At 34.3% G+C, this 24,184-nt stretch carries 34 protein-coding genes; 11 read left to right on the top strand and 23 right to left on the bottom strand.

Annotated features, from left to right (window positions below):
- Positions 1-7: 7 nt before the first annotated feature.
- The 7 genes from MKY13_RS07695 to MKY13_RS07665 form a co-directional block, all read right to left on the bottom strand.
- Positions 8-463: a hypothetical protein gene (locus MKY13_RS07695; protein ID WP_339216250.1), complete on the bottom strand. Its 456-nt coding sequence runs from the start codon at positions 461-463 to the stop codon at positions 8-10.
- 328 nt (positions 464-791) lie between these two features.
- Entirely contained in the window at positions 792-1,352 is a 561-nt protein-coding gene (locus tag MKY13_RS07690; RefSeq protein WP_339216248.1) for a hypothetical protein, read from the bottom strand.
- Between the two features lie 196 nt (positions 1,353-1,548).
- Positions 1,549-2,133, bottom strand: coding sequence for a site-specific integrase (locus MKY13_RS07685; RefSeq protein ID WP_339216247.1), 585 nt, complete (start codon positions 2,131-2,133; stop codon positions 1,549-1,551).
- Positions 2,130-2,576 (bottom strand): ArpU family phage packaging/lysis transcriptional regulator, encoded by a 447-nt coding sequence (locus MKY13_RS07680; RefSeq protein ID WP_339216245.1) that lies wholly within the window; start codon positions 2,574-2,576, stop codon positions 2,130-2,132. The genes MKY13_RS07685 and MKY13_RS07680 overlap by 4 nt, the downstream gene beginning before the upstream one ends.
- 11 nt (positions 2,577-2,587) lie before the next feature.
- Positions 2,588-2,755 carry a hypothetical protein gene (locus tag MKY13_RS07675; RefSeq protein WP_339216243.1) on the bottom strand — a complete coding sequence of 56 codons (168 nt, stop codon included), beginning with the start codon at positions 2,753-2,755 and terminating at the stop codon, positions 2,588-2,590.
- 145 nt (positions 2,756-2,900) lie between these two features.
- A complete protein-coding gene (locus tag MKY13_RS07670) occupies positions 2,901-3,080 on the bottom strand; it encodes a hypothetical protein (RefSeq protein WP_339216241.1) in 180 nt (59 codons plus the stop codon).
- 266 nt (positions 3,081-3,346) lie between these two features.
- Complete coding sequence (locus tag MKY13_RS07665) at positions 3,347-3,493, bottom strand: hypothetical protein (protein ID WP_339216239.1); 147 nt, start codon at positions 3,491-3,493, stop codon at positions 3,347-3,349.
- 437 nt (positions 3,494-3,930) lie between these two features.
- On the opposite strand from MKY13_RS07665, the gene MKY13_RS07660 reads away from it, so the two are divergent.
- Complete coding sequence (locus MKY13_RS07660; protein WP_339216237.1) at positions 3,931-4,179, top strand: hypothetical protein; 249 nt, start codon at positions 3,931-3,933, stop codon at positions 4,177-4,179.
- Positions 4,180-4,459: 280 nt separating this feature from the next.
- Here the strand turns inward: MKY13_RS07660 and MKY13_RS07655 are convergent, their stop codons facing one another.
- The 12 genes from MKY13_RS07655 to MKY13_RS07600 all read right to left on the bottom strand — a co-directional run bounded on the left by MKY13_RS07655 (position 4,460) and on the right by MKY13_RS07600 (position 10,007).
- Positions 4,460-4,699 carry a hypothetical protein gene (locus MKY13_RS07655; protein WP_339216235.1) on the bottom strand — a complete coding sequence of 80 codons (240 nt, stop codon included), beginning with the start codon at positions 4,697-4,699 and terminating at the stop codon, positions 4,460-4,462.
- On the bottom strand, positions 4,696-4,941 hold the full coding sequence (locus MKY13_RS07650) for a hypothetical protein (protein ID WP_339216233.1): 246 nt from the start codon (positions 4,939-4,941) through the stop codon (positions 4,696-4,698). The genes MKY13_RS07655 and MKY13_RS07650 overlap by 4 nt, the downstream gene beginning before the upstream one ends.
- Before the next feature lie 53 nt (positions 4,942-4,994).
- A complete protein-coding gene (locus MKY13_RS07645) occupies positions 4,995-5,117 on the bottom strand; it encodes a hypothetical protein (protein ID WP_339216231.1) in 123 nt (40 codons plus the stop codon).
- A complete protein-coding gene (locus tag MKY13_RS07640) occupies positions 5,110-5,607 on the bottom strand; it encodes a hypothetical protein (protein WP_339216229.1) in 498 nt (165 codons plus the stop codon). Before MKY13_RS07640 ends, MKY13_RS07645 begins: the two co-directional genes overlap by 8 nt.
- Positions 5,604-6,884, bottom strand: coding sequence for a replicative DNA helicase (locus MKY13_RS07635; RefSeq protein WP_339216227.1), 1,281 nt, complete (start codon positions 6,882-6,884; stop codon positions 5,604-5,606). Before MKY13_RS07635 ends, MKY13_RS07640 begins: the two co-directional genes overlap by 4 nt.
- On the bottom strand, positions 6,881-7,669 hold the full coding sequence (locus MKY13_RS07630; RefSeq protein ID WP_339216225.1) for a conserved phage C-terminal domain-containing protein: 789 nt from the start codon (positions 7,667-7,669) through the stop codon (positions 6,881-6,883). Before MKY13_RS07630 ends, MKY13_RS07635 begins: the two co-directional genes overlap by 4 nt.
- Positions 7,666-8,310, bottom strand: coding sequence for an ORF6N domain-containing protein (locus MKY13_RS07625; RefSeq protein ID WP_339216223.1), 645 nt, complete (start codon positions 8,308-8,310; stop codon positions 7,666-7,668). Before MKY13_RS07625 ends, MKY13_RS07630 begins: the two co-directional genes overlap by 4 nt.
- Before the next feature lie 53 nt (positions 8,311-8,363).
- Positions 8,364-8,534 (bottom strand): hypothetical protein, encoded by a 171-nt coding sequence (locus tag MKY13_RS07620; RefSeq protein ID WP_339216221.1) that lies wholly within the window; start codon positions 8,532-8,534, stop codon positions 8,364-8,366.
- An 88-nt stretch (positions 8,535-8,622) separates the two neighbouring features.
- A complete protein-coding gene (locus MKY13_RS07615) occupies positions 8,623-9,003 on the bottom strand; it encodes a hypothetical protein (protein WP_339216219.1) in 381 nt (126 codons plus the stop codon).
- 15 nt (positions 9,004-9,018) lie between these two features.
- A complete protein-coding gene (locus MKY13_RS07610; RefSeq protein ID WP_339216217.1) occupies positions 9,019-9,297 on the bottom strand; it encodes a helix-turn-helix transcriptional regulator in 279 nt (92 codons plus the stop codon).
- Positions 9,298-9,453: 156 nt separating this feature from the next.
- Entirely contained in the window at positions 9,454-9,750 is a 297-nt protein-coding gene (locus MKY13_RS07605) for a DNA-binding protein (protein ID WP_339216215.1), read from the bottom strand.
- 71 nt (positions 9,751-9,821) lie between these two features.
- Positions 9,822-10,007 carry a helix-turn-helix domain-containing protein gene (locus MKY13_RS07600; protein WP_339216213.1) on the bottom strand — a complete coding sequence of 62 codons (186 nt, stop codon included), beginning with the start codon at positions 10,005-10,007 and terminating at the stop codon, positions 9,822-9,824.
- Positions 10,008-10,160: 153 nt separating this feature from the next.
- Here MKY13_RS07600 and MKY13_RS07595 point away from each other — a divergent pair, with 153 nt between their 5' ends.
- From MKY13_RS07595 to MKY13_RS07565, 7 genes are all read left to right on the top strand, one after another.
- Positions 10,161-10,517: a helix-turn-helix domain-containing protein gene (locus MKY13_RS07595; protein WP_339216211.1), complete on the top strand. Its 357-nt coding sequence runs from the start codon at positions 10,161-10,163 to the stop codon at positions 10,515-10,517.
- A gap of 292 nt (positions 10,518-10,809) precedes the next feature.
- Positions 10,810-11,373, top strand: a complete 564-nt coding sequence (locus tag MKY13_RS07590; protein ID WP_339216209.1) for a hypothetical protein — start codon at positions 10,810-10,812, stop codon at positions 11,371-11,373.
- Between the two features lie 197 nt (positions 11,374-11,570).
- Complete coding sequence (locus tag MKY13_RS07585; RefSeq protein ID WP_339216207.1) at positions 11,571-13,550, top strand: DEAD/DEAH box helicase family protein; 1,980 nt, start codon at positions 11,571-11,573, stop codon at positions 13,548-13,550.
- 4 nt (positions 13,551-13,554) lie between these two features.
- Positions 13,555-13,809 (top strand): hypothetical protein, encoded by a 255-nt coding sequence (locus tag MKY13_RS07580; protein WP_339216205.1) that lies wholly within the window; start codon positions 13,555-13,557, stop codon positions 13,807-13,809.
- 87 nt (positions 13,810-13,896) lie between these two features.
- The gene (locus tag MKY13_RS07575; protein WP_339216203.1) at positions 13,897-14,400 is read left to right on the top strand and encodes an ImmA/IrrE family metallo-endopeptidase; all 504 of its coding nucleotides are present in this window, start codon (positions 13,897-13,899) and stop codon (positions 14,398-14,400) included.
- A 41-nt stretch (positions 14,401-14,441) separates the two neighbouring features.
- Positions 14,442-14,822, top strand: a complete 381-nt coding sequence (locus tag MKY13_RS07570) for a helix-turn-helix transcriptional regulator (RefSeq protein WP_339216201.1) — start codon at positions 14,442-14,444, stop codon at positions 14,820-14,822.
- On the top strand, positions 14,812-15,960 hold the full coding sequence (locus MKY13_RS07565) for a site-specific integrase (RefSeq protein ID WP_339216199.1): 1,149 nt from the start codon (positions 14,812-14,814) through the stop codon (positions 15,958-15,960). The genes MKY13_RS07570 and MKY13_RS07565 overlap by 11 nt, the downstream gene beginning before the upstream one ends.
- A gap of 63 nt (positions 15,961-16,023) precedes the next feature.
- Here MKY13_RS07565 and MKY13_RS07560 read toward each other — a convergent pair whose 3' ends face one another.
- Positions 16,024-18,141, bottom strand: a complete 2,118-nt coding sequence (locus tag MKY13_RS07560; RefSeq protein ID WP_339216197.1) for a hypothetical protein — start codon at positions 18,139-18,141, stop codon at positions 16,024-16,026.
- A 560-nt stretch (positions 18,142-18,701) separates the two neighbouring features.
- Here MKY13_RS07560 and MKY13_RS07555 point away from each other — a divergent pair.
- The 3 genes from MKY13_RS07555 to MKY13_RS07545 all read left to right on the top strand — a co-directional run bounded on the left by MKY13_RS07555 (position 18,702) and on the right by MKY13_RS07545 (position 21,640).
- Positions 18,702-18,869, top strand: a complete 168-nt coding sequence (locus tag MKY13_RS07555) for an aspartyl-phosphate phosphatase Spo0E family protein (RefSeq protein WP_339216195.1) — start codon at positions 18,702-18,704, stop codon at positions 18,867-18,869.
- A 344-nt stretch (positions 18,870-19,213) separates the two neighbouring features.
- Entirely contained in the window at positions 19,214-19,747 is a 534-nt protein-coding gene (locus MKY13_RS07550; RefSeq protein ID WP_339216193.1) for a GNAT family N-acetyltransferase, read from the top strand.
- Between the two features lie 375 nt (positions 19,748-20,122).
- Entirely contained in the window at positions 20,123-21,640 is a 1,518-nt protein-coding gene (locus MKY13_RS07545; RefSeq protein ID WP_339216191.1) for an AbgT family transporter, read from the top strand.
- Between the two features lie 75 nt (positions 21,641-21,715).
- On the opposite strand, the gene MKY13_RS07540 is transcribed toward MKY13_RS07545, so the two are convergent.
- The 3 genes from MKY13_RS07540 to MKY13_RS07530 form a co-directional block, all read right to left on the bottom strand.
- Complete coding sequence (locus MKY13_RS07540; RefSeq protein ID WP_191699185.1) at positions 21,716-22,621, bottom strand: cation diffusion facilitator family transporter; 906 nt, start codon at positions 22,619-22,621, stop codon at positions 21,716-21,718.
- Between the two features lie 135 nt (positions 22,622-22,756).
- On the bottom strand, positions 22,757-23,482 hold the full coding sequence (locus MKY13_RS07535; RefSeq protein ID WP_339216189.1) for a metallophosphoesterase family protein: 726 nt from the start codon (positions 23,480-23,482) through the stop codon (positions 22,757-22,759).
- Positions 23,483-23,584: 102 nt separating this feature from the next.
- A complete protein-coding gene (locus MKY13_RS07530; RefSeq protein ID WP_339216187.1) occupies positions 23,585-24,139 on the bottom strand; it encodes a histidine phosphatase family protein in 555 nt (184 codons plus the stop codon).
- Positions 24,140-24,184 lie beyond the last annotated feature (45 nt).

Here is a 24,184-nt window from a genome sequence, read left to right as displayed (position 1 = left end):
CCACTTGTTATTTAAATAGTTCTAATAAGTATGTAGAATGAGAAATTTTCTTTTGTTCCGTATAATAGGAATATGTAAAAAATAATATTACTGCTATATTTAGAATAATAAAAACCAAATAATTCAAATTTGAAAGTTCGTTATCAGATAAATTAACTCCCCAGTGATTACTTAAAAAGTCTGCAATATTTAACATCTGTAAGAGTATAAAGCTGTTAAGAACTGTAAATATCCCCGTAATCAAAACGCTTATCATAGGTAATGGTGTACTGTAGGTTTTGATTAAATTTAACCTTGCTAAAAGTACCCTTTTTTTATTCTCACTTAATTCCTCAATTCGATTAGTATTTTCTAAAAAGTAAAGACTATCTACTTCTTTAGGATTATACATTTCCATTAATTCCTTTAAAAACTTTCTATTGCTACTAATCGAGATTACATTTTCTAATTTAGTTCTTTTCACCAACAACCCCCCCTAATTTATTCCATTATAATATAAATGTACACATTAACATATCTTATATTCTGTTAATCTCTGCAGCCCCTTACAATTGTAGATATACCAAGGCTTTAAGTTACTGTTCATTTTTGAGCTTTACATGTTCTCATTGAGTTAATGTTATTCGCACACTAAAGTGTAAAAGTTCCTTGACATCCCCTGCACTTCCTAAAAACACCAAAATAAAAGCATCCCATATTATTAGGATGCTTCACATATTTTCCCCATATTCACTTGTTATTTTTCTGTATATAGGAAACGCTATAGATAAAATGATTTTAATAAATTCTTCTTACTCATATGCTGTAAGTATACTTAGAGGTTCGACTAATAGTTTGTGTTTTTTATTTATAATGCTCCGAGCAATAATTTTAAACTGTAGTCTTCCTCTCTCCAAGGATATTATTTCATCTTTAAAAAGTGATTCCGTATATTCATCTTTTTTTACCTTCCATTCTAATTCCAATGTTACTATACTTGACGCTGGTAAATTAAATGATGAAATATTTTGGCTTGTATTTGCTGAATTGACTTTTATTTTTACATTAGAATAGACAACCATTTTCTTATTAACGAGATTTTCCACACCTATGTCTTTAATTGCGGCATTTCCTTTACCAGTATTATAGACATCCAGTTGTAGAGATACTTTATAGTAATCACCTAGTAGTGGATTAGTTGGCTTAATTATCGTCTGTAAATACTTATCTTCTTCCATACGAAAATAGTTAAATTCACCCATTTTCATATCCATTTTAATCTTCGGTTTATTTTGTATCCACTCTTTAAGTGTAGATAATAAAAATCCAATAATAACTCCAATTATTGATACGAAAGGAATTAATAAATCCATATATTTCCTCCTAAACTTCTTAATATTTTTTCTACACCATTAATAATGTTTTCATAATCTCCATAATAATACTAACAGAGTTACCCAATTAAAAACATCTCTCCTTAAAGTCATTAAAGAAAGATGTTTAATCAAAAATTTGATGAGAATAACAAACCTTATTACAAATAATCTACTTTTTATAGAATTTTATCAACTATATCCTCAAATTATTGAGCGCTTCATATGCTTCCTGTATAACATCTTGGTTTACTCCAATATACTTGAGCGTAATGTAAGGAGCACTGTGATTGAAGATATCCTGTAGCAATGCAACATCTTTGTCATTTTGATAAACAAGGTAGCCGAAAGTTTTTCGTAACGTATGTGTACCTATTTCTTTTAAGCCGCAATGATTTGCTGCCTCTCGCAAAATATCATAGGCACGAACACGAGTGATTGGCCTGTTCTTTCCTTGTCTGCTTTTAAAAAGATAATCTGTTTGCTTCATATTGTCGCAGTAGCTAGTAATTAATTTTCGGAGCTTTGCTATTAATGGAACTCGTTTGCGTACTGTATACTTTTTGCTACGTTGTTTTGCCTTTTTTGTTTTCTGTTCAATGATAAAGAAGTGATCCTTGCCCAGCACATCGTTCACTTTCACCGTTAAAATATCACTTATGCGTAATCCTGTATAAATTCCAAAGCAGAATAATAATTCATCTCTTTTATTCTTGCTAGCCAAGAATGAACGTACTTCCGATATTTTTACTAGGTCACGTATTGGCTGTACATAGTTCATGAAGACTTCACTCCATCCTCATCTTTATAAACGGCTACCCTCAATGCAATGGCCAATGTATAAAGCGCCTGTGCTTTAATACGATAAAATGTGCGCTCACTTACACAAAGTTCTTGGGCAATTTGATAATTGATCATCGGTACTTCCTCTAAATAGGACATTACAATAAGCTGACGTTCTTTTTTGGACAATTTATAAAAGCCTCGGTTAAAACGCGCGAAGAATCTTTCAGCCTGACAATAATGCTCGACATTATTTATTGCTGAGCTTTCTACCTTAGAGTGTACACCGCCACCAAATGATGGCATCTCCAATGTATATCTTGGTGTAATTGTAGGCAATAATTCCTCTGGTGTCGTTAGCTGATAAGTGCGATACTGCCGTAATTCTCTTTCGATTGCCTCTTGGGTTGCTTTCCCATCAAGATTGTTTAACACATCCATACTATCTTCTCCTATCGTTGGCGAAATGCCCCATTTTTTTTCTTAAATGTATCTCTTCTAACGCCCATTAACTCCTCAATATCCCATTGGCTCAATTGCTCTGTTGGCTTCTTTTGAGGTGCTGCTTTTGTTTTTTTCTTTAATCCCGTACGAGACATTTCAGATTGCATCGTGCGCATCATAGCTCCCCCTTTTTCAATTCCTGATTGGAATTTTCTAAATATTTGTTTCTTGGTAAAATAAATGGGTAAATGAAAAAGGACAACAAAGGAAAGCAGCCGTTACTGCCTCCAATGTCGTCCTCCGGTATTTTCCGTAAAAGACTTATTTAGTTTTAATTCTTCGACGTTGACTTTCACTGATTTCAAAAACCGAGCCGTGTTGCCAATTAATGATATCTTGCCCGTAATCTTTCGGTAACAGAATATCTACTATTTTACCGCCCTGAACAATGTGTACACCATCTTGTAGTTGATTAGATTTTTCGTTTATTGTTTTACACATCTTAGCACCCCTCTGATATAATAAATATAGTAAAGATCAAAAGGCTGTTATTGATTCAAGCTGCGGTTGCACCCGTAGCTTTTTTATTTACTATTATACCAAATCAATTACAATTTACGAACATACGTGCTATAATAATCACGTATAGTTTTGCTGACTTGAGACTAGAATCTCAGGTCTTTTTTATGTTCATTTTGAATTTGTATATAATGGTTAAATTTAGTTTAAACTTCTCTTACACAGCATGAGAGATGTAGTAGGCTGCTTTAGTAGCCTGCCTTTTCTTTTTCTCTTTTAATACGTTTTGCATTTAACTTTTTCTGAATGGCCCTTCGCATTCGCTCTGACTGTTCAGCGCTTCTCCAGCACTTTTCTTTATGCGCTTTTTCTTCACAAATTCCGCATAATCTCAATACATGTCCTTTCCTTTTTTCTCAAAGTGCTTAGTAAACATCTTCTTTTAAGTGTTTTCATTTCGTTTCATCTAAATAAGCATGAAGGTGAAATTTCCTCTGTTTTAAATAATCTTTTGTTACAACATAAGCAGTAAACATATTTACTTTCTGTATCTGTCAAGCAATCGTACATATCGTCATTTTCTGCCTCGCTACCATCAAAATTAAAACGTGTAATACCCTTACCACGATATGTGTTATTAGTGTAATACCCTTCATCTGAATGACAGTGAGGGCATTCATTAATAGGTGCTACTCTCATATTTACTCTCCTTTCAGTTACTCAACATTTGGTTCAACTACTAAATTTGTTAGAAGTGTCATATAAACAAGTTGTAAAGAATTCAATTATGCGATAATATTAAATAAAATTAAATATTTCAAGGAGGATGCTTATGAAAAATAAATTAACAAAGAGACATAAGATGGCTGCATTTGTACTGAATAAAGAGTTTGGTTATACTCAAAATGAAATTGGAACTTTAATGAAGGTTAATCAATCCTCTATAAGTAATGCCATTAAGGAAATTGGTTACGAAAAAGAAATATACGATTTAAAGATGGAGCTTGAAGAGGCTCGTATCGAAATAAGTAAAACACTACCCCCAGCAAAGCCACTTATTCTAAATATGGTAAAAGATTAAACTTCTTAGAAGGTCAATAACTGTTGGCCTTCTTTTACAATTGGTATATTGTTATTAATAACTAGCATTTTCTCCATCCCTCCTACACATTTTGGTTCAATTACTTAATAATCCAATCCACCACATAAACTAGCCAATCTATAAAAATCCGAAGCTTTTTCATTGCACATCACAATCACTTTTTTGAAAATTGGTCAATTGCTTAGCTACTAATTTTGTTAAATTTCTTCTCGTCGATTGATATTTCTTCCAAATTTTCTTTGCCATAAAAGCACCCCTTTCATTTTGCAATTTTTGCTTGGTAGCCCGATTTCCCATGCTCTTTGAAATCCGATACAAATGTGAAGGGATGATTAGCTACCGGCACGTTCACAAGCTCATGAAGCAAATTTCCTATGTTACGCATTTCCTGCAAAACTTCTTCAGCTTTTGCAGAATCGATTTCAGTTTTTAATTGCGCCGATAATACATCCAATCGCTTAAGCAATAAATGACGTTGTTGCTGCAACATCTTTTTCATACTGTCACCTGCTTTACAATAATGTCGCTTACATGGCGATAGCAGCTGATTAACGTTTTAAAAGGCGTGTGCTCCAATTCATTTTCAATTTCATAAAATTTATGACGGCGAATCTGGATGCCATCGATTTCTATGACATCGCCTGTTTGGAGATTCGCCATTTTTTGATAAACAGGATCTGTTTCAACGCCAAGTTCTTCAAATAGATTCATATTCAACATTTCCATTCCACCTTTCGGCATCTCATAGAGTTGACTCCTCAAAAGAGAAAATTTTACATTTAATTCTAAAAAAATTAAGCTTCTCGCTCGTACATTTCTAATAACACTTCATCTGTACAACTATCCAAAAATTCTAAGGAATAATTTCTACGCATCATCAGAACAGTAATAATTTCTTCACGTTGGGCTTTAGACAACTTGATTCATTCCTTTCTGTTGCTGATCTAAACGGTACAATTTATGGTCGTTTGCTTTGGCATGTCCTAGGTAGGCCGGAAACTGCAGTAACTCTTTTCGATAGTCGATTAACATCATTTGCTTATCGATGTCGACCAAATACATGTATTTATATAGCAATCGCTCTGCATCAACAATGCTCGTAGCTTTTTGGAAAAATAAACGACTATGGTATGCGCTAGCTTCCAGGGCGTTGCGTGCAAAGTAGAATGCGAATAAATCTACCTTTACTTTCACAACGTAAAGTTTAATTTGTCCCATACCTAACGTATTTTGTTGAACAAGCTGACTAATGTGTTCGCGATCAAATGGCAGGCCCAATAACTTTTGCGAATCATCCGTCATCGTAATCCCCTGTGTTGTCATGCTCCAATAAATTGTATGAGCCAGCACACGGTGCTCCCCTTCAATGGCATATTCCAACAGCTCTTTCACCGTAATGACTGTCATTTCGGTTGCTTCCAATCAAGGTTTAATAAGCGTCCTGTCTCTTTTACATAGGCAATTGGTACAGTTCCAGTTGGGCCGTTTCGATGTTTCGCAATAATGATTTCTAGCAAATTCTTAGACTCGGATTCTTTGTCGTAGTAATCATCACGGTAAAGGAAGGCAATTACATCGGCATCTTGTTCAATATTTCCTGAGTCCCGTATATCACTCATTACCGGGCGCTTGTCCTGGCGTTGCTCCACGCTACGATTCAGCTGTGACAGACATACAACCGGACAATTAAACTCGCGTGCCATTTGCTTTAAGTCACGGCTAATCTGCCCTACTTGCTGCGTTTGATTGTCCTTTGGATTATTGGCCCGAATGATTTGCAAGTAGTCGATTAAAATTAACGGCTTTCGATTCGGAAACTGCTTTAAGAGTTTCCGTGCTGTAGCTCGTATTTGTGGAACGGTCATTGCTGGGCGATCATCAATTTGAATCTTTGCGTTATTCAGCAATCCGATAGCCTGAGTCCACTTCGCTTTTTGCGCATCCGACATTGTTGCATATGGATCGCGCAAATTTAATCGGTTAATATTGCCTGTAGTCGCAATCATACGGTCAATAAGCGATTCCTTTTTCATCTCCAGTGAAAAGATAATAGGCAAGTACCCTTGGAATCCTGCATGGACTGCAAAGTGGTTCATGGTGTCAGTTTTCCCCATCGATGGACGTGCAGCAAGAATGAACAAGTCGCCATCCTGAAAGCCGTTTGTCATCCGGTCAAAATCCCTCAACTCGGAATTAATGCCTGTCTTGGCGCTCGCCGGTTCATACGGACGGTTGGCAGCCTCCACAAGTGCATTTGTAATGCTTGTCTCCTGCAAGTTATCACTATCGGTAATCGCATCAAGCTGGGTTTGAATCTGTTCAATCGGCCAATTCTCTTGCTGAGCTTGGGCCAAGATTTGTTGCTTAGTCACGTGCTGCCAATGCGCAAATAGTATATCTGCATATTCGTTAAATTTCGTGGGATTGGCATAATTTTTTAAGTCAACAATGTAATTTGCTCCCCCAAGTTCGATTGGCTCTCGAACGCTCAATAACGTGATGTAATCCACACTTTTATTGGCTCTCGCTAATTCCTGCATCGCGTTATAAATTGCCTGGTGCTGTGTTGAACTAAAATGTTCTAGCTTCACAGTGCTATCTAATATCAGGTAATTTTCTGCAAGCATGGAACCTAGAATACTTTTTTCTGGTAGCTCCAAGCTGATTGTTTGTTCTGTGATCATCCGAAGTTTTCCCCCTTGCTAAAGTCTAATTGTGGTGGCTGATATGTGCTCTTTACTGGCTGCTGTTGTTTGGTTGGCAATTCGTTCACGTACCCTTCAAATTTATCTGGTCTAAACAATGTATCTGGTTTAAGATATTTGCTCATATGCGGGTCATTTAGCCATTGGGAAACTTTCAAATCGATAACCTGCTTAAACTGTTCGAAACTATATCCTTCTGCTAGCCGTCCATTGATGTAGCGTTTAGTAGCAGCAGTTGACGCTTTGAAATTTTTGTTAGTCTTTGAATTTAAGTAATTTACAATTTCAATCACAATGTCGAGCTTCTCGACTTTATTCTTTTGTTTAGTCTCTGTGTATTCTCTGGTATTGGTTACCTCATTTTGGCTAAATTCATTTACTCGATTTGGATAAATGATTTTATTCATTTTGACTAATTGCATTTGTTCATTTTGACTAAATGCAGAATATAAGCGTTCGTCATCGTAATTTATCGAATACCATTTCGTACGATCCATTGCTTTTTTGTTAAAATTACCTACGAAAAGCAAATTATCATTCTCAAGATCATCAATAATTCGCGTTAATGTACTACGAGACCAAAATGGGAACTGTTCTAGCCATTCTGTTACGGAATTGTATATCCATCGCTTGTCCTCGTAGAAATGCTCTGAACGTAATAGCCAGTAATGCATTTGTTGAATAACGATTGCTTTATTAAGCCCGATACGAACAGCCAAGCTGGGTAATACTTGTAACGGAGGCTCATTGATTAATAGATTCATGTTGTTTGTATACCTCCCCAATTCTGAACAAATAGTAATGTATCTTGCAGCTGGCACTGTGGTACATCGCGATAAGAGTCCACATGATACCTTTTTTTAATAGCCCGGTATAACTCGCTGAAATAAGCTGGTCGACGCGCTTTCGCATCACAAAGTTCATACACACGTTCACTAATGGCTCGTTGCAACCGTTTTTGTTCTCCTGAGTGAATTGTGACTAGCTGCAGCTGTGCCTCAATTTCCCTAACACGATGCTCCAGTGCTAAAAAGCGCTCTGGATCATATGGCAATGCTTGTACTTCACTCGGCTGCTTCGATAACTTGTAATACTGGCTTGTTAGCAATGAATATGCTGCCCATGCTTTATCAGAGCTAAGTGATTTTGCTAGCATAAACGCTCCTTGCTCAGTCCACAAATACAATACAGAGGCGAATTTGAGGTTGACGTCATTTTGTCGCTCGCCTTTAAACTGCTTTAAAGCATCACCAGTCAAAGCCATGAAATGAACGCCTTCCGAGAAATGCTCTTTATTGCGCTGAAAGTTTCGCATTAACGATTTCGATTCAATTTCGTAAGCTGTTGCTACTTGGGCTGTTGTTAAAACACGTTGACCTTCACGCTCGATTACTTGTAAATCCATGAATATGCCCCTTTCTGAAAGGTGGCGACAAGTTGTCGCACACCTTCAATTAATTATTTTAAAAGCTCAATAACATCACGAATCGCTCCTACACGCGCCGATTGCATCGACCACAAAGCAGCAGCTCTCGCATACTCCTTGTTGTCTTCCGTGTTTTCCATATCCAACAGGAAGTCTGCTAATACTTCCTGCTCTTCTACTAAAAACTGTTGTAATTGTTCCATTTCTATTCCTCCATGTGCTATAATGGAAGAACATATTATTTACTGAACGCTCCGCCAAAAGTATTCAGTCCACCGCTCAAGTGATTCATTAAATCGCTTGGGCTTTTTTATGTTCTTCATTCGGTGATTTTATTGCTTTTAAATACAGATTACCGATTGTGATTGAGTAGATATAAAATGTGTCGCCTTCTTTTATAAATGGTTTCATCATGCAATCATCTAAATCTATAAAACTGCAGAAATTATCAAAATCTAAAAGAACGACATACTCCGAATCCTCAAAAAACGGCTTACCCACGGAAATTATTCCAATGCGTCTTGCACATCGACGCAATTCTTGCTGCAATTCAATAATTTCATCTGACAAAGAATGTGAATAAAGCTTAGAATGCTCGGCTACTTGTGCAAGCTCTGCAATTACTTTCTTATTCTTTTGAACGAACGCTTTAATTTCATCTAATTTGTTCACCTAATACACTTCCTCTCAAAATATTCTGACTGACCAAGCCGCGATCATTCCAACGATCGGCAGCAACTGCTGTAGAATTGTTAACCCATCTACGCCATATAAAAATGCGATTGCTACTTCTGGGCTGTTCGTTTGTCGAAACCATTCAGCAAAGGTATTCGCATCAGGCACTTTGTGGTCGTTTTCGAATTTCGAAATACAAGCTTGCGTACGGTTCATTTGATGAGCAAGTTCTTCCTGAGAAAGTTTTGCTCTTTCCCGGCAAGCCTTCATTAAAGTTCCTAATTTCACCATTGTCCCCACCTCCCTTCAATTCCAAGGTGGAATACCTTTAGACGATTAAACCGGTTAAAATTAACTTATGAAGATAAGCCAAAACCTCTAGAAAATTCCTCGATAGATAAGCCTCTTTTGTATCCATTAGGGTAACGACCATTTGACGCTACCCTATTAACCCACTTTAAAAGGCTTGGTATTCTTTTGAATCCATTGCGTATTGTCTTCAACCCAGCGCATTAATAAATGAGTAGGAATTAACACACCTGCTTCACGTAACACTGGAAAATCAGCTCTACTAAGTAATTCAGAAGCTTTTGTATCTCCTATGCGAAGAAAGTCTTTCAACTCGTCACGTGTAAGCATTGCTGGAAGCTCTTGGATCGTTACTGGCTTTTGCTCCTTAGCGGCATTCATCTCTTCACGAATAATTTTACGGAATGCTTCAGCATCGAACTGAACGTTTAACATAAGCACACCACCTTTCAATTTTGACACTGCAACAAATATCTTAAGTAAAATAAAGGTAACGTTTTGTTACGTTAAGATTCAAAAAAAATTTCATCAATTGTACTTGAATAATAGTTTGCAATTTTTTTAGCAACTTCTAATGATGGAGTCCTAATATTACTTTCGATTGCACTTAACATTTGTCTTGTAATACCAATATCCTTAGCAACTTCAGTAACGGTTCTTTTACCTCGGAGTTTAATTAAATTTTCTCTCATTTTTCACCTCTCCTTAGCAACATTTAGTTACCTTGTAAATTCATAATAACGCAACGTTTAGTTGCTGTCAACATAAAATGCAACTTTGTGTTGCAACAAAGTAACTTAAAGTTGCGCTATAATATAATTAGATAATTAAAGTGAGGTATTGCTATGTTCTCAAAAACATTAAAATCTTTAAGAGTTCAGCAAAAAAAAACTCAACAGGATGTTGCTGATTTTTTAGGTATTACTAGACAAGGTTATGCAAAATATGAGAATGACCTAGGTGAGCCTGATAATTCAACACTCACTAAATTAGCTGATTACTTTGAAGTTAGCACTGACTATCTTCTTGGTCGCACTAACACCCCTGCAATGACATCACAAGAACAAGACGAGGCTGATTTCCAGGCATTTGCAACTAATCCTGAATTAAGCGTCTTTTATAAGGAATTACCCAAATCAGATGAAGAAGCTGTTGATCGCTTACGTAAGATTTGGGAAATTATTAAACATGAAAAAAATTAGGCATACCAGTCAACTGGCTGCCTTATTTTTATAAGCATATATGTAATTTTTTATCATATATGTCTTATTTTTTATTTTCTACATAGTTCTTATTACACAAGTAAATATAACTAAAAATTTAGCTTGTATTGTGTTATATGGATATATAGCCATATCGTAACCAAACTATCAGAGGAACGGATAATCAATACATTGATAATCTTTTAGTATTATCCCTAATGGGCTTCAGGAAATTAGTAACACTATTTTCCTTACCATAAATAATCCAAAAAACATAAAAGGGTGGTAAAAAATGAGGAAATTTTTAGTGTATTTAACTACACTGATGATGGTACTTGTGCTTGCAGCATGTAGTTCAGGAAATGACAATACTCAAGAAACAGATAATGATAAAGAAGACGAGGTAATTGAGACGAGTGCCGACACAAATACTGATTCATTAGAAAAGGAGGCTGAAGTGCTAGCATATGTTGAAGAAGTTAGACTAGCTTATCAAGAATTAGCTGAACTTGGAGCTCACTGGGATGAGTTAAGGCAGTCGTCTGCTAACGGGGAAATTAGTGATTATGATTTGGCTGTAGTCATATGGGAAGATATCCTTCCAGTAAATAATGATTTGGTAACTAATGTTGAAAGCATTCTTCCACCAACAGACGAGACGGTTGAAGTTAATGAAATTTTAATTGACGCCGTAAGCAAGCAACATCTTGCGTTTTCAGAAATCGTTGCTGCTATAGATACTGGAGATACATCAAAAATTACTTCAGCAAATGAGATTTTAAATGAAGTTAGAAAACTAGATAGAGAATTTGCCAGAAAAATGGAGTCTTTAATCACAAAATACGGTATCAATTAAAAGTGATTTCAATATTTATTTGCAATATCTACATCGAAAAGAAAAAATTGAAAACAAAATAGGCATACCAGTCAGCTGGCTGCCTATTTTTTAAAATCGTATATGGAATTTTATATTATTTTTGTATCAATTTAGAACCAACATTTCATCTTTACAATACCTGACAGCTTACTATTAAAATTTAGGAGTGATTATTTATGTTTGAATCTTCTTACGCGAAAATTATTGGCAACTCTAACCTATACCCCGCTCAAATTGATGCTTACCAAGCCGTTGTTTCTCACTATCAAGAATTTAAAGACAACCCAAAATATAGAGAAACACTTGTAGTAATGCCAACAGGTTCTGGTAAATCCGGTGTTATGGCTTTATTACCTTATGGTTTATCTAGTAAGCGCGTATTAATTATTACCCCTGGTAAAACTGTACGATCAGAAGTTTATAAGCATTTCAATACAGCCGAGAATCCTGAAAAAACTTTTTGGATAAAACATAATGTTATATATGATTATGCGAAATTACCTAAGTCTTACAAGTACGAAGGATTTAATGCTGAGAAGGAAGGAATTAAGGATGTTATTTTATCCTTGTTAGAACAAGCAGACCTAGTTATAACTAATGTCCATAAAATTGTTGGAAGTTCTGAGGAGATTAATTTAAAAAACATACTTCCTAAAGATTTTTTTGATTTAATTATTGTTGATGAAGCCCACCATGTAGCGGCAGATATGTGGCAAGAATCTCTAAATCATTTTAATACTGCTAAAGTAATTAAATTAACTGCTACTCCCTTTAGAAGTGATAATTTAAGTATAATCACTCATGAATTAGATCCCATTTACGAATATACATTAGGGCAAGCAATAGAGGATGGATTATTAAAGGAAGTTGTAAAAGAGGAAGCTATTCCAAATCACGTAACCTTTACTAAAAATGATGGTAAAGAACTAACTTTAGAAGAAGCAAGACTTTTATTAGGTAGTGATGCAGTTAGTACAAGTATTGCCATGTCTGAAGAAAGTTCTAAAGATGTAATTAATTTTACAAAAAAAGCATATATTACAAAACAAAGGAATAGTAAACAAAATCATCAAATACTTGCTGTTGCGTGTAATGATCAACATGCCCAAAATCTTTGTCAATGGTTTAATGATGCCGGTCTCTCAGCAACATATGTGAGTACTAGATCATTGTCTCCTATTCAAAATGATCAAAGAATCGCAGCTTTTACTAAAGGCGACTATAAAGTTATGGTAAGCATACAATTACTTGGTGAAGGTTATGACAATCCTAATATTTCAATCATATCTATATTCAGACCGTATCGTACTCTTGGACCATACGCCCAAGCCATTGGACGAGGATTACGAAAAATATATAATGGCAATGATTTTGATAATATTTGTAATGTAATTTATCATCGTGAACTCCAACTTGATAAACTATGGGAGTATTATAAAAACCAGAGGGAATCGGCTGCTGCATTAAAAAAACAATTAACTAACTTATATGAGCAACTTACATTACCGTTTGATGAATTAGGTTTTGTTGAAAAAAGAAGTTTTGGTTCTAAACCCTCAGAAAAGGAATTCACTGAAAATGATTTTAAAGAGCTTACAATATCGGTTGTTCAGCATTCCGCTACTACTACGGGAAATATAGATAGTTATTCAACTAAAGGGATAGAAACTTATTTAAGAGAAAAAGCTAAAATTGAACAAGAAATTGAAGAAACTTTTAATTTAAAAATTGCTCAATATAGAAAATTAAAAGAAGCAGGAACCATATCTGAAGAAGATTATGCAATTTTGGTACAAAAACAACGGGAAGAAGTTCAGCAAGTTATTGTAAATAACAACGATACCTTCCACGATCAAATACTTGCTATGAGTTTAAGATCAGATTTTACTACTTGGATAAATCAACAAGTTGAAGCAACCTTTGAAAAAACAACTATAGATAAAGAAGGTTACGAGTTATGTAATACTCATGTTGGCCCTCAGATAGTAGACAATATTAACAATATAAGTTATATTGTTAAAAATATTAGGGTTAGCCTGTCCAATGAATTTAAAAAACCTATAGATTTGTACACCCTAAAAGACTATGCTGATGCAAAAATATTTGTAGGTAGTAAATTGAACAGCCTAATTCAACGCTTTTCAAAGGAGGGGTAATACTGTGCAAACTTTATCTGCCGAAAAAATCCATGCTACAAATCATTATTTAGATGTTATTGCTAAATTGAATGGTCAAGGGAGTGAAATTTTGTTATTGACTATGGAAGAAAAAAATAATCAAAATATCATTCATTTCCAACATAAATTTTCTCATTCCTCATTAATTTTTGATGAGGTTATGATATATGAAATGAATACAGAAAATCTACTGAGCTGGAAAACATCAAATATATATGGTTCAGTAAATATTGTATAATAAATTCCCCACTACCAAATAGTGGGGTTTTATTATACAATCAAAAAGAACACTTGTTCCTATTTTCTTTTATTGGAGATGATTTACTTGAAAAGATTTTGGACCTACACCGAGTGCTATGTAAAGGAACTATATGAACAATTGCAAATTTTTTCACCAGAGCAATTAGATATGAAAATCATTGCTAAAAAATTAGACGTTAAAATCTTCTACTGGGAGGAAAAGAGTCAAGGCATTATCTATGACAATATGTGTGCGATCTTTATTGATTTTCGAAATTCGATTGAGCATCAATGGCAGGATTTTTGTCATGAGCTTGCACATGTCCTGCTGCATATTGGCATTCAGGATAAGCTTCCCAAAATGTACATTGAATACCAAGAGCATAAGGCTAACCAATTCATGTATCATGCTGCCATTCCTACCTTTATGTTAGATCGCTTAAGTATTTTCGATTGCTCGAAACATAACATCCGTCTCGTCCAACAGATCTTCCACGTTGAAGAGAACTTTGCAATAAAACGACTAAATCAATACATACAGCGCCGTCAAAGTATTCTGAATTGGAATAGCCTTATAGCTTTAGATTAAATACATTCAAAACATAACATATGCGTTTCGAGGTGAGGAAATTGAAGTTACAAAATTTATTAATCAAATTACGTGGGGAGGAATCTATCCCCACTGCTGCTAAGCGGATGGGTATATCGCCTAGTTACTATCGAAACATTGAAAAAGGCCACGATCCACAACGGGGAACAAAAGTCACTCCCTCCCCTGCTACATTAGAAAAAATCGCAAAAGCATACAAAGTGGGTTATATGAGATTAGTAAAGGCTGCTGGATACGAAAATGACCCTAAGTATAATCCGGAAGTTTTAATACACCCTTTTGTCGAATATCCAACTTTGCAAAAATGGTATGAATCTTTACCAAATGAAGATATTGAAACCGTAGCTAAACTTTATTCTATTTGGACTATCATGAAGGGAAACGGTAAAAATGTACTTTGAGCAAATCAATAAAAACTTATGGAGATGCGTAGCTGAAGCACCGCGCCACCCAGTCACTGGTAAGCGTAGGCAAGTGAGCCGACGAGGAAAAAGTAAAACAGAGGCTAAAAAGCGCGTTGAAGAGGCAATCAAACAAATGCAGGAGTCGATTGAGTACAATACTAAAATTACTTTTGAGGAATTTGCTGCTGAATGGCTAAACCTTTACCGTTTAAAAGGGAACAAAGAAACGACAATTAAGCATCGGGAGCACTGCATTACGATTGTTAATCGACATATTGCTAAAGCAAAAATCGTAAAAATCACTGCAAAGCAGCTGCAAGATGTATTGAACATCCTTTTTGAAGAAAAGACCGCCTACAACACTTTAAGAGGCACACATAACACATTGAAACAATTATTTAAACACGCTGCAGATACTCAGTTAATCGCCTCTTCCCCTGCCGAAGCACTCTTTATACCGAAAGCAAAGGCAAAAATGGTAGAGGACGTTACAAAAGAGACTGAACAGCTTTATTTAGAATCATGGGAGTTAAAAAAGCTATTGGATGAAGCTGAGTCCCACCAGAACGTTTTATTTAGAACGGTAATGTACACACTAGCTTTTACTGGCATGCGCCCTGGTGAAGCATTAGCTTTAAAAATCAAGGATGTTGATTTAAAAAAGAAAACGATTAGCATCACAAAAACAATGTACGCTAAGGATGGAAAAAAAGGCGACTTTGAATTAACGCCACCTAAAACAAAAAATGCCATTCGTACAATCGATATTGATGATATTGTCGTGAATAAATTTAAGTATTTACTGGATTTCAAAAAGAAAAAGGATTGGCTACCATCTGAATTTTTATTTAGCGACGCTACAGGAACGCCCCCTACCGTTAAAACGATTAATCAGTATGTAAGGCAACGTGGCATTAAAGCGAAGTTAAATAAAAGATGCCGTTCTTATATTTTACGTCATACGCATATTAGCTTGTTAGCAGAAGCTGGTGTGGATTTGCAATATATAATGAAGCGAGTTGGCCATATGAACTCGAATACAACGACACGGATTTATTTGCATGTTACTGAGGGGATGCGAGAGAATGCAGCTAGTATGATGCATAAGAAATTTTCGGAGTTATTGCTAAAATAATAGGTTGTAAAAAGACAGTGGGGTAACTCCATGTTATCCACTATCTTTTTTACAATTATTAAATTATCTAGAACCTATTAATGCTTTCATTTTTTCTTCATTTGGATATAAATCCTTATACTTATAGCTATCTTCATCTAATCGATCTATAGAAGGATAAACATGTATAAATCCACTAGGCATTTTCATAATATTTTGTTGATAAAACATTGGAGCATAACATCCATCGAGGCCATAAAAATAAGGTTTATCTAAATAATTTATCAAAGCTTTAGAATCCATTACGTCTTTTCTTAAAGGAATCTTCACTAAAATTTCTTTTTTAGAATGTATTGACAAATAACCATCATCAATATATTTCTCCAAACTATTATAATCAACAACTTGAATACCTTCATATTTTTCTCCAGATTTATAGTATCCACTCATTATAATGAAAGGTACTATCTCCATTTTATTTAATTCAGATATAGTTATACCGATTTTTCTACAAAATTCATCTGGCTTTTCTTCTATATAATTAATAATTTTTTTAATTTGAGTAGCTGCCTTCTTTAATACTTTATTTGCTCCTCTATAATCATTTGGCTCTAAAGGATCTAAATGATTTTTTGCTTCAGCAATAAATAAAAAGTCTTCATCCCATGCAATTACATCTATATCGCCGTCAATAGGTTTACTCTTTTTTGAAGGATAATAACTAAATTTATAATCTTCATTATATACTTTTAAATTTGACTTACTAAATAAATCTCTGTTTTCTTTTTCAAAAATTGTTCCTTTTGATGACATATCAAATTCTAACAATTGTAAGTGTTTAATAAAAGTCATATAAATATTGTTCATTAAGAAAAGGCTCGGTAATATTACAACTGAACCATTATTGTTTATAATTGGCTTATAGTATAAATCAAAAATCTCATCTGTACCAAATGTAAAGAACTCAATCCAAGTTTTAAAATCATTTAGAGTTAACTCTCGATTAAATATTTTTGATAAAGGAAGGTTGTATTGATAAAATAAACTCTCGACTGAAACACTTAAAAATGGAGCTTTAGGATGCTTTCCATACTTTTCAATAAAATATTCAGTTGCCCTATAGTATATCTCAGCATTATTTCTTAAACAAAAATAGAACATAAATATTTCCTGAAAATTAGTATTATCTTTATATTTTATCTCAGATAAATTAAAAATTCTCAATATTCGAGCCATCTTTATGCTTTCATTCTGTCCAACTCTAATTGAATTCATCAAAAACTCATATGTATCAATCACTTCTAGTTTCAAACGAAAATGGTCGCCATTTCCTTTAAGTTCCATTGCTTTTTCAATATCAATCTCATTTATAGTTGCATCATTAATTAACATTTCAACTGTATACTTATGACTAAGAAAGCTTTCTCTTATGAAGGGTAACCTATGTCTCATGTATTCATTTATATCAATGTATTTAAATAACAATACATCATTTTCATCATTTTCATCATTTTCATCATTTTCATCATTTTCAAAATTAATCTCCATATTATTAAGTGTAATTTCATCAATTAACCAATATAAAAACTTTAAACCTAGTAAATTTATCCATCTATTCTCATCTATTGATAAGGGCTTTAATTTTAGAATCTCTTTTTCTTTTGTATTTTTTTTCTTAAATTGTCCTCTATTTTGATACCAACTATATAAAACAATATTTAAAGATTCTACTCCGCTCTCATATAACGATTCTTTTTCTGTGCTTATATATTTAAAAATTGAAAATGGTTTTTCATTTTTTTTATTTAGAATTTTATGATTATAATTTTCAAATGAATTTAATATTTTATATAATGCCATTGTTTGATTATTATTCTTAAGTTCATCCATAATATTATCTAATTCTCCATTAAGTATTTCAAATTGAGAATTAATATAATAACATTGTGCAAGGTAATGTTCAAAACCATCAATATTTTTTTGTCTTAGATAATCTATAGTTTGCTTACAAAATATTTGATTTATTTTTCTATCACTTGTTAAGTTCAATAATATCTTCTTACCCTTAATTTCCTTTAGGAAGGTTTCATTTGAAAAATTATTCTTACTTAAATTTTCATCAATATATTTTTTGTACTCATTTAATGCCACTTGATATTTCTTGGTATTTAGTAACTTTTGTATAAACTCATAAATATTCATAAAATATTCTCCTTTTATTTAAAGAGCTGATGGTATTCCCTATAATACACAATTTTACACATTTAACCAAGTTAACTCTAACTCCCCTATTATCTCTTAAAAAGAAAAATGTTGCCTTTAGGTGATTTTTCCACTCAAAAAACAACATTTCCTACCTTCTAATCATTGATATATCAAAGTTACCGAAAAAAACAAATGCATATATTCATCATAAGCATTTGTCATTTTTCATAACCTCTTTCTGTTTCTTATCTATTCACAATGCCCATTATATCAATGATTTTCCGAGATGTACAAAGATTGGATTGTGTGGATATTCGGATTTCTAAATCATTTTCCGTTCTAAAATTAATTTACATAGTTAGGATGAATTTTATTACAAGTCAAGTTTGAACAATAGTTTGTCGAATGAATCTCCAATATTTGTTACAAATTTATGAAATGTACTTCCTCAAACACAATTCGACACTTGGGAAAATTTGAATAAGATACCATATAAATGTCATAATCTTATTTCAGCCACAAGTCGCAGATTACTAATAATATCGATTGGAGAGTTTATGTTGAAGATTTACTTGTTAAAAAAATTGTTAAAACTAAGAATTGAGTTGAAAAGAAAATATATGTATAGAAAAGCAAAAGATTTAGGTTTCACACATCCACAGGTAGTCAATTGCAGTCAGGAGTTAGATGAATTACTTAATAAGTATTCTGATGTAGCTGCTTAAATTTACAATGTTTTATAAAGAAATAAGATGAGACCGTTCCCCTCACCACAACCGTAACTTTACGACGATGTGTGCAAGGATTTCAATTTCACTTACTTATTCCCGCGGCGAAAAACCTGGAAAAGCGAATTAGCAATCCATGTGTATAAGCTTTAAATTTAAGGACAGTTCTTTCTTATAAGTCTAAGCAGTAGGCTGCTTAAACTATATGGAGAGGCTGTCCTTCTTTGTGTTACGAGAGCGAATAATTAATAGAGAAAAATACACGAACTATAACCATTCCTTACAATACACAATTAATATGTTAAAATAATAAAAATAATAATATATAAGGTAGGAACATTATGAATATAGTCCCGTACGAAACAAAGTATGCAGCACAAATTGCAGCATTATTAAATAATTATTTACCATTTGAAATAGAAACGGCCAACACAATTAAATTGGCTGGTGGCATTCGTTTTTTAGCGATTAATGAGCTTGATGAGGTAATTGGCTATATTGCCGGATATGAAATTACTGATTTCGATAAAGACTTCCCTTATTTCCAGGATAAACTCCAGTTTTTAAAAGATCGTGTGACAACAGGCATTACCTTTTATACAAGTCACTTTGTCGTTCATCCAAACGAACGGAAAAAAGGAATTGGGAAAGGACTTTTGCTTGCTTACCTCAAATCAGTTGAACCAATAGCACAATCGATTATAACGGTTGGCTGGGTTCAGTCTGATACAAAACGCTGGGCAGCTGAGCGGCAATTTGTAGAACAAGGCTTTGAATCGGTCATATATATGCCACGCTATTTTGAGCCATACAAAGTCGAATGTCCAAGCTGTAAAGGATTTTGCTACTGCGATGCCCATATTTTTATAAAATAAGCAATGCCTAAAGCGGGATGTTAATAAACTGCTTTAGGTTTTTTTTTGCTGTAATTTGCATTATTCCCTCTCGATGTACACCCTACTCATACAATTGCTCCCCTTAAACATACATACAAATTTCCATCTGTCACATTTTAGACACATCCATATATTTCCATAACCAGTTAATGTAAACGACAATTTTATTGTCTAATCTACAAATTTTCGGGAATAAAAAAGATTTATAGACATGTAATTTTCTTCTAAGAAAAAAACAACCGAATCTAATAGAATTTTCACTTTCAAGAGATAATTCTGAATTTTTTATAAAAACGGTTTTCAAGTAATTTCTTACTATACTTAAAAAGTTATTTTAAAATTGGAGGAGAGACGATGGAGAAAAAACAAAAAAAATCCTTAATCGATCGGTTTTTAAATGGAATCGAAATTGCGGGTAATAAGTTGCCTGATCCGATTTCTATTTTTGCAATTTTAGCAGGGATTGTTTTGCTTGCATCATGGTTACTAAATAAAATCGGACTAACTGCAGAAAACCCTACTTCCGGTGAAACGTTGGAAGTTGTAAATTTACTTTCTAAAGAAGGCCTACAACAAATTGTTACGAATATGGTGTCAAATTTCACCGGCTTCGCACCACTTGGAATCGTAATTGTAGCAATGATTGGTATTGGTGTAGCAGAGCATAGCGGACTAATAACTGCGATGATGAAGAAAACAGTATTGTCAGCTCCAAAAAACATGATTGTACCGGTTTTAATCTTCACAGCAATTCTTGGTAGTGTCGCAACAGATGCAGCATACATCATTCTACCACCTATTGCGGCAATGATTTTCATGAGCGTTGGTCGTCATCCATTAGTTGGTATGGTTGCGGCGTATGCAGCCATTGCTGGTGGATTTAGTGCAAATATTATTATTACGTCACTGGATGTATTACTTGTTGGTATTACGGAGGAAGCTGCACTATTAGTGGACCCAGAATATAAAGGGCTTGCCACTATGAACTACTACTTTATGGCTGTATCGACTGTATTATTAATTATCGTTGCATCATGGGTAACAGTAAAAATAGTCGAGCCTCGCTTCGGTAAATATGATGGTAAAATGGAAGTATTAGAAAAAGTAACTCCTCAAGAAATTAAAGGGCTTATTTGGGCCATTATTTCTGCCCTAATTTATATTGGAGTGCTTTTAGTAACAATCGTTCCAGAAAACGGTATTCTACGTGGTGAGAACGGTTCGTTTTTAGATTCACCATTCATGTCAGGCATCGTTCCGTTAATGCTATTCCTATTCTTAATTCCAGGGATTGTCTACGGTATAGTTGTCGGCACAATCAAATCTGACCGCGACGTTGCGGGAATGATGTTTAAATCAATGGCAGACCTTGCATCATTTATCGTATTATCATTTGTTGCGGCACAAATGATTGCATTCTTCAGCTGGAGTAATATCGGCACAATCCTAGCTATTAAAGGTGCTGAAACACTTCAAACATTCAATATTAGTGGTGTCCCAATGTTCATCGGATTCATTTTCATTGCGGCATTAGTCAACTTATTAATGTCATCCGCTTCAGCGAAATGGGTACTGCTCGCACCAATCTTTGTACCGATGTTTATGTATTTAAATTACTCGCCTGCTGTTACACAAATGGCTTACCGCGTAGGTGATTCTATTACAAACCCAATCACACCGCTGCTTGCCTACTTTGCGATGCTACTTGCCTTCGCACGGAAGTATGATAAAAACATTAAGATGGGGACATTAATTTCAGCATTAATTCCTTATTCTATTTTCTTCGCAATTATGTGGGTGATATTATTCAGCCTTTGGTTATTATTAGGATTACCAATGGGTCCTGGTGAAAGCATACACATAAATAATTAATGCTACTAAAAAGCAGTTCAAAATTTACGTTTCGTAAAATTTGAACTGCTTTCTTCAATTTCCCGTGAAAAATTCTTAGAAATGAAAATCATCCTCGCAAATAACAAGTTCTTTCGGGTCGTATGGTTCAATATGAACAAGAGTTGTCGTATATTTACTCAATTGTTCCACTGCTGATTCAATTTGTTCGGTGATAGCATGCGAGTCTCTGACATTTAGATTTGGATTCACACGTACCGTAACATCGACTAAAATTAAGCTCCCATGTTGTCTTCCACGTACATCGACCACTTCGCGCACACGAGGAATTTGTGCTACACGTTCCTCTATTGATGAGATTAATTCCGTGTCAAATCCATCCGTTAAAGAGAATACCGCTTCTTTAAAAATTTCTATTGCCGTTTTAATAATAATCAATCCAATAATAAACGCTGTAATAGTATCGACTACCGGAAATCCTAGAATTGCTGCACTAATCCCTATCGCTGTACCTATACTGACTAAAGCATCCGAACGATTATCGTAGGCTGCAGCTTTTACGGCTGAACTATTAATTTTTGTAGCTAATTTTAAATTATATTTATACACTGCAAACATTACTACCGCGCTAAAGATAGCGACAATAATCGTGATGGCAGATGGTTCTTGATTAATAGGATTAACTATTTTCTCTCCTGCCGATAAAAGAACTTCAATGCCGACATAAATCATAATAAACGAGGCAACAAGTGAAGCGATTGTTTCTGCACGAAAATGTCCGTAACGGTGATCATCATCTGCCGGGCGCTGTGAAATTCGCAGACCGATTAATACTGCAATCGATGCAATGATATCAGTCGTATTATTTAAACCGTCTGCTTTTAATGCTTCTGAACCTCCTATAAATCCTACAGTAAGCTTCAGTACACTTAAAAATATGTAGGCAACAATGGATAAGTAGGCCCCTTTTTCACCAGCCCGTAAATTTGTATATTGCTCCAAAATGTTTCCTCCTTGAAAAACTTCTTTAAACACGAAAGAGGTTACCCCTTTTCTAAAAATCAGAAAAGGAAGTAACCTCCAAAAATGCAGTTTAGAACATTATATCAAAAATATATTGAGCTGACTAATTTATTTTTAATTATTAGGTGGATCTATTACAGATTTATAAATATTTAAAATCTCTCCAGCTTCTGATATATGTAATGCATTGAGTTGACCGGTCATGTAGCAGCCACCGTCAATACCTATATATTTGGCATCTTCACTTACCCATACATCACTTGAATCATGAATTAAGTGCACAGGTGTATGACCAAACACATTGATATAGGGTGTGCGGTTTTGAGTCAAATAATGCTTACGAATCCAAAGAAAGTCTTCGGCACTTGTATTATCAATTGTTTCAAAATTTGAATCAAATCCGGCATGTGTAAACAAAACATTTCCAATAATCACAAAAAGTTTGCTTGTTGTGATCATCGAAATTTCTCTCGCATACCTTTCCTTAATCATTTCAACTTGCATGACTGGATTTACTGTCATGAAATCATTCGGAAGTTGAGCTTGAAAATTTCGGATTGTGTCCAGACCCCCGTTTTTAAAAAATCGGTCTTGTTTTATATCCGGAAAGTTTAAATAATCGATAAACATGTCTTCATGATTGCCTAGGCAAACGATTACTTGATCACCGAATTCGTCTTTTAATGCCAGCACTTTTTGTATAACCTGTAAAGACTGTGGTCCACGGTCGATTAAATCTCCTAAAATCACTAATGTATCTTTTTTGTCCCAAAATGAAAGTACTTGAACAAATTGATCATAATGGCCGTGAATATCGCTTACAACAAAGATATTTTTCATAAGTCACCCACTTTTCAACCTGTTTCATTTTTTTATGTAGAAATTTCTTACATTTCCCTTATATATATATTTCCCCCATATTTTTATTTAAACTATGATTGCTTAAATAAATTCAATTTCATTTCCCCATATCCGATTTGCCTTAATGTCTTTACTATTAAAATCAATTTCATATACATCCGGATTGGATAGTTGTTTCCATTCATGAAATCCAAAAGCACCATTATAGTGATTGATTAATAATGACATAATATTCCCGTGCGTAACAATTGCCACAGACGAATTATTACCTTGTCGCAATTCATTTACTAATTCAATCATTCGATTAACGGCCTCATTACTCGATTCACCGCCATCAAATTTTAAATCTTGATCGATATAGGTTTGCTGTAATTTTTCAAGCCAATCAACAAGATTTTCACTACTCAATATCCTTTCCTTTAATCGTTCATCCACTTTAAAGGGACTACCGTTGTCCTGGACGAAGGTTTCTATTGTCTGTATGGCTCTTTTATATGGACTGGAAATGACTTGCTCTATTTGATAAGGAATTAAAAAACTCGCAAGACGCTTTCGTGCTTCCATTCCCGCTGCCGTCAGCATTGCCTCGGGAGCTTGCCCCTCTGCTTCACAATGTCGAATGATATATAGTTTCATGAAATGACATCCCCCTTATATTATAAAAAAACGCATCAAAAAGTT

Source organism: Solibacillus sp. FSL W8-0372, from assembly GCF_037969735.1.
Classification (GTDB): domain Bacteria; phylum Bacillota; class Bacilli; order Bacillales_A; family Planococcaceae; genus Solibacillus; species Solibacillus faecavium.
This window is presented reverse-complemented; position numbering and strand designations above follow the sequence as displayed.